Below are 9,284 nucleotides of genomic sequence, written 5' to 3'. Positions count from 1 at the left end.
CAGCGGCTGCTCGGCGGTGCGCACCACGATCCGCACGGGCTGCTCGGCGCGCACCCGGTGAAGGACGGTGTGCTCTTCCGGACGCTGCGGCCGTACGCCCGCGCCGTGACCGTCGTCGCGGAGGAGCCTGCCGTACGGGCCGAGCTGAACGACGACGGCGACGGCTTCTTCTCCGGAGTCCTGCCGCTGCGCGCCGTGCCGGAGTACACACTGCTCGTCCGGTACAGCGATGCCGCGGAGCAGCCCGACGAGCTGGAGGTCCAGGATCCGTACCGCTTCCTGCCCGCGCTCGGCGAACTCGATCTGCATCTGATCGGCGAGGGCCGGCACGAGGAGCTGTGGCGGGCGCTCGGCGCGCGGCCCATGGTCCACCAGGGCGTGACCGGCACGCGCTTCACCGTCTGGGCGCCCAATGCACAAGGCGTACGGATCTCCGGTGACTTCAACTACTGGGACGGCACGGCCCTGCCGATGCGCTCGCTCGGCTCCACCGGAGTGTGGGAGCTGTTCGTGCCCGGGATCGGCGACGGCGCGCTCTACAAGTTCGACATCACACGTCCCGACGGTTCGCACACACTGCGCGCCGACCCGATGGCACGGCGTACGGAGGTGCCGCCCGCGACCGCGTCCGTCGTCACCGAGTCGCACCATGTGTGGCGCGACGAGGAGTGGCTCGCACACCGTGCCGACCGCCCGGTGCACGAGGCCCCGTTCTCGGTCTACGAGGTCCATCTCGCTTCCTGGCGACCAGGTCTGACGTACCGTCAGCTCGCCGCGCAGCTCCCGGCCTATGTCAAGGACCTCGGCTTCACCCATGTCGAGCTGATGCCCGTCGCCGAGCATCCCTTCGGCGGCTCCTGGGGCTATCAGGTCACCGGCTTCTACGCGCCGACGTCCCGTATGGGCACACCGGACGACTTCCGGTACCTGGTCGACGCGCTGCACCGCGCGGGCATCGGTGTGATCGTCGACTGGGTGCCCGCGCACTTCCCGAAGGACGACTGGGCGCTGGCGCAGTTCGACGGCCGGCCGCTGTACGAGCACCCGGATCCGCGCCGGGCCGAGCATCCCGACTGGGGCACGCTGGAGTTCGACTACGGCCGCACGGAGGTCCGTAACTTCCTGGTCGCCAACGCCGTGTACTGGTGCGAGGAGTTCCATGTCGACGGACTGCGTGTCGACGCGGTGGCCTCGATGCTCTATCTCGACTACTCGCGCGAGGAGGGCCAGTGGTCCCCGAACGAGCGCGGCGGCCGGGAGAATCTGGACGCCGTGGCCTTCCTCCAGGAGATGAACGCCACCGTCTACCGCCGCTGTCCCGGAGTGGTGACCATCGCCGAGGAGTCCACCGCCTGGAACGGTGTCACCCGCGCCACGCACCATGTGGGCCCCGACGGCTTCGGCGGTCTCGGCTTCGGGCTGAAGTGGAACATGGGCTGGATGCACGACTCGCTGGACTATGTCTCCAAGGAGCCCGTCCACCGCAAGTACCACCACGGTGAGATGACCTTCTCCATGGTGTACGCGTACAGCGAGAACTATGTCCTGCCGATCTCGCACGACGAGGTCGTGCACGGCAAGCGCGCGCTGGTCTCCAAGATGCCCGGCGACTGGTGGCAGCAACGCGCCGACGAACGCGCCTATTTGGGCTTCATGTGGGCCCATCCCGGCAAGCAACTCCTCTTCATGGGACAGGAGTTCGCGCAGGGCGCGGAGTGGTCGGAGAGCCATGGCCCGGACTGGTGGGTGCTGGATCCGTCGTACGAGGCGGAGGCCGACCACCGTGGCGTACGCGATCTGGTGCGCGATCTGAACAAGGTGTACGGCGCGACACCCGCGCTCTGGCAGCGCGACACCGTGCCCGAGGGCTTCTCGTGGGTGGACGGCGACGCGGCCGACGACAATGTCTTCGCCTTCCTCCGTTTCGACGCGGACGGCTCGCCGCTGCTGGCGGTCTCGCACTTCTCGCCCGTGGTGCGCCGGCAGTACCGGCTCGGTGTCCCGGAGGAGTTCACGGCCTGGACCGAGGTGCTCAACACGGACGCGGCGCGCTACGGCGGCAGTGATGTGCTCAATCCGGAGCCGCTGAAGCCCGAGTCGGTGACCGCGCACGGCCGTCCGGCCAGCATCCAGCTCACGCTGCCTCCGCTGGCGACGGTCTGGCTGCGGCCCGTGTGACGGACGTCCGATCCGGTGCCGTGTCTCCGGTGCCGTGCCCTCGCCCTCGCCGGAACGGTTCCGGCGAGGGCGACACCGTACGGATCAGGCACGACCGATCAGGTGCGTACGATTCCCAGCCGCTGGGTCGCCCTGGTCAGCGCCACATACAGATCGTTGGTGCCGCGCGGCGAGGCCTTCAGGATGCCGTCCGGATCGACGACGATCACCGTGTCGAATTCGAGGCCCTTCGCCTGACGGGCGCTGAGCAGGACCACGGGCCGGGTGAGATCGGGCGCGGTTCCCCAAGAGGCGTGCGGGAGTTCGGCGGCGAGGGCCGGGAGCAGCGTGGCCGGCGCGAGCACCGCGATACGGCCCTCCTCCGGATGCGCGAGCTCCGGCGCGTCCGTCAGCGCGGCGGCCGTACGGACCAGGTCCGCCGGTGCCACGGTGCGTACGAGCGGAGCGCGGCCGGTCGACCGTACCGACTTCGGCGGCTCGAAGAGCGGATCGGCCGTCCGCCGTACCTCGGCCGCGACCTCCATGATCTCCACGGGCGTACGGTAGTTGACGCCGAGCCGCGCCAGTCTCCAGCGCTCGCCCACATACGGCGCGAGGATCTGCCGCCAGGAGTCGCAGCCCGCCGCGTCGCCGGTCTGGGCCGGATCGCCGACCAGCGTCAGGGAGCGGCTCGGGCAGCGGCGCATCAGCAACCGCCAGGCCATGGCGGAGAGTTCCTGGGCCTCGTCCACGACGATATGGCCGAAGGCCCAGGTGCGGTCGGCGGCGGCCCGCTCGGCGGCGCTGCGGTGGTCGGCCGCCTCCTGGCGGTCCGCGAAGCGCTCGGCGTCGATGATGTCGTGCGCGGCGAGCACCTCGGACTCCTGGTCCTCGAACTCATAGGTCTTCGAGCCCTCCGAGAGATCGAGGACGCCCTGCGCATAGGCGATCCGGTCCTGGCGTTCGGCCTCGGCGGCGGCGCGGGCGGCGCTGTCGTCCGCGCCGAGGAGCTCGGCGGCCTCGTCCAGCAGCGGTACGTCGGCCGGAGTCCAAGGGCCGTCGGTCCCGCTCCCGGTCCCGCTCTCGGGCCTGCGGATCAGCTCGGCGTCGCCGTCCGGCAGCCTGGTGGGATCGGCGAGGAAGTCGGCGATCAGCCGCTGCGGAGTGAGGAGCGGCCAGAGTTCCTCGATCGCCGCGTGCACCTCACGGCTGGTGGCGATCTCCTTGCCGAGCTGGGCGATGTCGTCGGCGCCGAGCAGATTGCCGTCGTCGAGCGGATCGGCGCCGATCCGCTCCGCGAGCTGATTGGTGAGGGCGTCGATGACATGGAAGGCGAAGTGCGGACGGGCCAGATTGTGCGGAAGGCCGGTCTCGCGGGCGTGCCAGCGCGCGTCCTCGGCCATCGCCCGGTCCAGGAGGAGCGTGCCGTAGCCGTCATGGGCGATCTCGGTGGCACGGTGCGGCACGGTCTGCCGGTCGCGTACGACACCGGCCAGCACCTCGGCCATCGCCGCCCGGCCCTTGATCTCGGCCGCCGCCGGAGTGTCCGTACCGGTGGCCCGTACACCGGGAAACAGCTCGGCGGTGGTCGCCAGCAGCACTCCGGTCTCACCGAGCGAGGGCAGCACCTCTCCGATATAGCCCAGGAAGGCCGGGTTGGGACCAACGATCAGCACGGCGCGGCGGGCGAGCTGCTCCCGGTGCGCGTAGAGCAGATACGCCGCCCGGTGCAGCGCGACCGCGGTCTTGCCGGTACCGGGACCGCCCTCGACGACCAGTACACCGCGGTGCGGTGCGCGGATGATGCGGTCCTGCTCGGCCTGGATGGTCTGGACGATGTCGCTCATCCGGCCCGTACGGGCGGAGTTGAGCGCGGAGAGCAGCACGGCGTCGCCGTCCGGATCCTCGTAACCGGTGCGGGTGGTGTCGGTGAGATCCATGATCTCGTCGTGCAGCGCGGTGACACGGCGGCCCTGGGTGGTGATGTGCCGGCGCCGGCGCAGGCCCATGGGCGAATAGCCGGTGGCGAGATAGAAGGGCCGTGCCACGGGAGCGCGCCAGTCGATCAGCAGCGGAGTGTGCTCCTCGTCGTCGGCGCGCATTCCGATACGGCCGATGTGATGGGTGGCGCCGGTGCCGGCGGTTTCGGCGATGCCGGCGGTTTCGGCGGTGCCGGACTCGTCCTGGAGGTCGATCCGTCCGAAACAGAGGCCCGTCTCGACGGCGTTCAGCGAGGAGAGCCGGTCGGACTGTTCCGCGACGCTGATGTCCCGCTCCACCCGCGCCTGCCGCACCGTGGTGACCTGGCCGATCGACGCCTCCACGGCGCCCTCGGCCTGCTCCCTGAGCGCGTCGAGCCGCTCGTAGAGAACAGAGATGAATTGCTGCTCATTTCGCAATTCGTCATTGGATTCCCTGGTTGACAATTCGACCCCTGTCCGATACGCTGCACTTCATTGAGTAGCCCGCAGCCTGGATCCTCAACAACGCCTGTATTCCCAACAACAACGAGTGACGAAATCAGGACACGGAAACACTCAATATACGCAGGCGAATACCCCGGCCGTCAATTCGGACCGGGGATTTTTTCTGGGCACCGTCGGACGGATCCCTGGGCGGGCGCGGCGTCGCGCCGTCCGGGCCCGGGCAACGCGGGCCGGACGGCGCAACGCCGAAGCACATGCTCACAGCCGGATCGGCTGCGGACTACTCAGCGCACCTGCGGACTCAGCAGACCTGGAGGCCGTCGGCCTTGTCGTTGTTGGCGCTGCCCACGTTCGAGCTGGACGAGGGAGCCGTGGAGGTCCACAGGAGCACCCAGGCGTTGACGCCGTTCCAGTTGTAGACGTGCGTCTTGGTCCCCGTCGACTGGTTGTTGTGCCAGGAGGTGGTCTGGTCGTTGAAGCCCCAGTCGGCGAGGTTGACGAAGTCGCAGTCGGACCAGGTCAGACGGCGGCCGTCGAAGTTGGCGTGCTCGTACAGACAGGTCCACAGACGGGTGCAGTTCGGTGTTCCTGTCGGCGCGAACGCCTCACCGACGGCGCGCGCCTTCTTCTCACCGGGCAGCGGGAAGGTCATCACCGTCCTGCCGCCGCGCCAGGAGATCTCGTTGACGCCGGTCTGCTTGCCGCCGGGTGCGATGGAGAGCTGAGCGTCTATCTGCCGCTGGAGGCCGGCGGCCTCGGCTCTGTCGAGGCCCGCCTGTGCGGCTTGCGCCGCGATGGTCGACGGGAGTGAGCCGGCTGCGGAGGTCGCGGAGGTCGGGCCCGCCAGGCCCATGACCGCCATCGCGGCTGCTGTCAGGGTGACGGACCACTTCGTGATTCTGCGCACGAGAGCCTCAATTCATCGGTACGGAAGTTTCGGCCGAAGAGCATTGGTATGTCCGACCCGACATTGCCAGTTGGTGCATCTGGTGGCCATGATGTTTCGGCACACCTCAAAGACGCTGGTCAGCCGAGAGGAATCGCGTGCTCCGTATTCATTTCACCGATGCCGACCTGGCCCGTACACGAATTGCCGCCTCCGCCGATCCCTTGTGGGAGATCGTGAGCAGCCTGCACCGCTTCCAGACGCGGAAAGGCCGATGGGCATACACCGACTGGTACCACAGCGCCTGTTCGCGTATCCGGGAGCGTGGCCTGGAGAAGACGGTGCGCTCCCTGCTGATACCGGTCGCGCCCAGAGCCGCTTACTATCCCGACTTCCTCACGCCGGCCGAGGGATCCGACGGTCTGAAGGCCGGACTGGCGGCCATCCTGGGCACATCGGGGGAACGAGTCCGGCGCGAAGTGCAGGTCATGGCCCGGGTCAGCGGAGCACCCGCGTGGACATCACAACTCGCCGAGACGGAGATGCGCGAGGAACTGGTTAAGGCGCTGCGGAGTTACCACGAGGCCGTCATAGCCCCGCACAGCGATCGCATTCAGGCGCATGTGGACGCGGAACGTTCGTTACGGACGCGTCCTTTGATGGACCACGGCACGGACGGGCTGCTGCGAAGCCTGCGGCCGACGATGGAGTGGAATCCACCGGTCCTGCATATACAGTGCGCGGGCTGGGAGCGGGACCTTTATCTGGAGGGACGCGGGCTGCTGCTTGTGCCGTCGTACTTCTGCTGGCATCAGCCCGTCGCTCTGGCGGACCACGAACTGTCTCCCGTGGTCGTCTATCCCATTCTGCGTCAAGCGCTCGCGCGCAGAAGGACGTCCGACGCCCACCGGCCCTCCGCATTGGAAACCTTGATTGGGCAGAGGCGCGCCGCCGTTCTCCGGGCCACCGGGACGGGCGCGACCACCGGCGGTCTCGCGCGTGCCGCGGGCATCTCCGTATCCGCGGCCAGCCAGCACACCAGGGCACTGCGCGACGCCGGTCTGATCACCAGCCGGCGCGTGGCCAACTCCGTCCTCCACACGCTCACTCCGCTCGGTGCGACGCTCATCAGCCCGCCCTCCGCCGGGGAGCCCTCCGTAGGTGAACAGCGGCCGGCGGGCGCCTGACTCCCCCGGCGCCTGCACGCCGGCTCATTCTTCGCGTCGGACCACGTCCTCCAGCTCCTGCAACAGCTTGCGCTTCGGGCGGGCGCCGACCATCGACTTCACCGGCTCGCCGCCGCAGAAGAGGATGAGCGTCGGCATCGCGAGGACGCCGTAGCGCGCGGTGGTCTGCGGATTGGTGTCCACATCGATCTGTACGACCTTGATACGGTCGGCCTCCTCCTCCGCCACGGCGCTCAGGACCGGCGCGAGCTGGCGGCACGGAGGGCACCAGTCGGCGGTGAACTCCACCAGGACCGGCAGGGCGGCCGTCAGTACCTCGTCGTCGAAGTCGGCGTCCGTGACGGAATCGACGCCTGCTGCCTTGATCATTTCGGGTCTCCTTGGTGAGCGGGACTGTGCTGTGCGGGGTCTTGCCGTGCGGGCTCTTGCTGTACGGGGGCCGTCAGCTCACACGCAGGCGGTGGCGCCACCGCCTGCGTGGCTTCGGCCTGGGTGAGCTGTGCGCCGACCTGGGAGCGGACCGACCGGAGCTGATCGATCAGAGCGTCCAGTTCCGTGAGCTTGCGCCGGTACACGGCGAGCGAGGCGGGACATACGTCTCCGGCCGGATGCCCGGCGCGCAGACACTCGACGAACGGCCGTGTCTCCTCAAGATCGAAGCCGAAGTCCTGAAGCGTCCTGATCTGCCGGAGGAGCCGCAGATCGCTCTCGTCGTACGTGCGGTATCCGTTGACCGCGCGCCGTGCGGGCAGAAGCCCGCGGGACTCGTAGTACCGCAGAGTCCGGGCGGTCGTCCCGGCCCGCTCCGCCAGCTCGCCGATGCGCATGTCTTCGACCGTAATCCTTGACGCCGACGTCAAGGCAAGCGGCCGGAGCGGCCGGCGCCCTTGAGCTATTGACGGCTCAGCCGGCAGGTCGTACAAGACGTACTGAGAGCGCTCTCAGATGCGCTCTCAGATCCATCGGTCCCCATCGATCCCATCGGTCCGTCGATCCCATCGGATCCTCCTCGGACCGGATTTTCCTCGGCACCATCCTCACCGGAGGTGTTTCCTTGAGAACGAGCCGCATCAGACGCACACCGCGTACCCGGCGTACTCCACGCACTCCCTTCCTCGCCGCGGCCCTCGCCCTGGCCGTCGCGCTGGCGGGCTTCATCGGGCTGACCGGCGCGGGCAGCGCGCAGGGCGCCATTCCGCCCGCTCCCGGCTGGAACCTTCAGTGGAGCGACGACTTCAACGGCGCCGGCGGCAGCCTGCCCTCCGCCGCCAACTGGCAGATCGACACCGGTCACGGCTATCCCGGCGGGCCCGGCAACTGGGGCACCGGCGAGATCCAGAACTACACCGCGAGCCCGGACAATCTGAGCCTCGACGGCAGCGGCAATCTCCGTATCACTCCGCTCAGGGACGGCGGCGGCAACTGGACCTCGGCCCGGATCGAGACCCGGCGCGCCGACTTCAAGGCTCCGGCGGGCGGCACCCTCCGTATCGAGGGCCGTATCCAGATGCCGAACGTCACCGGGGCCGCGGCTGCCGGCTACTGGCCCGCCTTCTGGGCGCTCGGTTCGCCGTACCGCGGCAGCTACTGGAACTGGCCGGGCATCGGCGAGTTCGACATCATGGAGAACGTCAACGGCATCAATTCCGTCTGGGGTGTGCTGCACTGCGGAGTCAGCCCGGGCGGTCCCTGCAACGAGACCACCGGTCTCGGCGCCAACCGTGCCTGCCCAGGCGCCAGTTGCCAGTCCGCCTTCCACACCTACCGCTTCGAGTGGGACCGCTCGGTCGCCCCCAACGAGCTGCGCTGGTACGTGGACGACCAGCTCTTCCACAGCGTGCGGCAGGACCGTGTCGACGCGGGCACCTGGGCCAATATGACGGACCACGCCGGATACTTCCTGCTGCTCAACGTGGCGATCGGCGGCGCGTTCCCGGACGCGCTCGGCGGCCCGACGCCGACGGCGGCGACCGTTCCGGGCCGTCCCATGCTGGTCGACTATGTGGCCGTCTGGACCCGCGGCGGCGGCTCGACACCGACGGATCCGCCCACCGACCCGCCGACCGATCCGCCGCCTTCGGGCTCCTCGACGCTGTACGCGCGCACGGGCGCGGGCCTCGGCGACTCCGCCGGCTCGGCCACCACGGCCACTCTCGCCACGGCGGGCGGCGCCAACTACGACGGCACACCGCACAATCCGCAGGTCTTCACCTCCGGCGGAATCACCCGGACGTACAACGGCGGCTCGACACAGTTCGACCTCTTCGTGGACTCGGGCGCGACGGTCGGCAACGGCCAGCAGATCAGGGTGAGTTACGACCGTACGGGCGACGGCACCTGGGACCGGACAGAGACGTATCTGTACTTCGCGACCGATCCCGTCCCGGGCTACGAGCACTACACCCAGGCGAGCGGCCTCAAGTCGTCCACCGGCACCCACGGCAATCTGGTCAACGGCAAGGTCCGTGTAGAGGTCTGGAACGCCATCGGCAACGGCACCAGCACACTCGGCATCGGCAACCAGTCGGTGATCCGGATCCCGTTCGGCTGATCCTCGGCGCCACCGGCCGGCTCGTACGGCTCATACGCCGGGACCGGCTCGTACGGACGTCTCCGTACGAGCCGGTC

The 9,284-nt window shown here is 68.9% G+C and carries 7 protein-coding genes; 3 read left to right on the top strand and 4 right to left on the bottom strand.

What is annotated here, in order from left to right; genetic code table 11:
* Positions 1-2,178: 1,4-alpha-glucan branching enzyme (glgB, locus tag GA0115259_RS15000; RefSeq protein ID WP_093596412.1), on the top strand; the 2,178-nt coding region annotated here is incomplete at its 5' end.
* Positions 2,179-2,276: 98 nt separating this feature from the next.
* Here glgB and GA0115259_RS14995 read toward each other — a convergent pair.
* Together GA0115259_RS14995 and GA0115259_RS14990 are read right to left on the bottom strand one after the other, a co-directional pair.
* Positions 2,277-4,556, bottom strand: coding sequence for a HelD family protein (locus GA0115259_RS14995; RefSeq protein ID WP_093596410.1), 2,280 nt, complete (start codon positions 4,554-4,556; stop codon positions 2,277-2,279).
* Positions 4,557-4,884: 328 nt separating this feature from the next.
* Complete coding sequence (locus tag GA0115259_RS14990; protein WP_256098007.1) at positions 4,885-5,490, bottom strand: peptidase inhibitor family I36 protein; 606 nt, start codon at positions 5,488-5,490, stop codon at positions 4,885-4,887.
* A gap of 137 nt (positions 5,491-5,627) precedes the next feature.
* On the opposite strand from GA0115259_RS14990, the gene GA0115259_RS14985 reads away from it, so the two are divergent.
* Positions 5,628-6,656 carry a helix-turn-helix domain-containing protein gene (locus GA0115259_RS14985; RefSeq protein ID WP_093596408.1) on the top strand — a complete coding sequence of 343 codons (1,029 nt, stop codon included), beginning with the start codon at positions 5,628-5,630 and terminating at the stop codon, positions 6,654-6,656.
* Between the two features lie 24 nt (positions 6,657-6,680).
* On the opposite strand, the gene trxA is transcribed toward GA0115259_RS14985, so the two are convergent.
* Together trxA and GA0115259_RS14975 are read right to left on the bottom strand one after the other, a co-directional pair.
* A complete protein-coding gene (gene trxA, locus GA0115259_RS14980; protein WP_093596406.1) occupies positions 6,681-7,025 on the bottom strand; it encodes a thioredoxin in 345 nt (114 codons plus the stop codon).
* Entirely contained in the window at positions 7,022-7,483 is a 462-nt protein-coding gene (locus GA0115259_RS14975; protein ID WP_093596404.1) for a MerR family transcriptional regulator, read from the bottom strand. Before GA0115259_RS14975 ends, trxA begins: the two co-directional genes overlap by 4 nt.
* 227 nt (positions 7,484-7,710) lie before the next feature.
* On the opposite strand from GA0115259_RS14975, the gene GA0115259_RS14970 reads away from it, so the two are divergent.
* Positions 7,711-9,207 carry a glycoside hydrolase family 16 protein gene (locus tag GA0115259_RS14970; protein WP_202450020.1) on the top strand — a complete coding sequence of 499 codons (1,497 nt, stop codon included), beginning with the start codon at positions 7,711-7,713 and terminating at the stop codon, positions 9,205-9,207.
* The last annotated feature ends 77 nt before the right edge of the window (positions 9,208-9,284 follow it).

The sequence above is a fragment of the Streptomyces sp. MnatMP-M17 genome, assembly GCF_900091995.1.
In the GTDB taxonomy this organism is placed as follows: domain Bacteria; phylum Actinomycetota; class Actinomycetes; order Streptomycetales; family Streptomycetaceae; genus Streptomyces.
The sequence above is the reverse complement of the archived record's forward strand: the minus strand, read 5'-3'. Positions and strand labels throughout refer to the sequence as shown.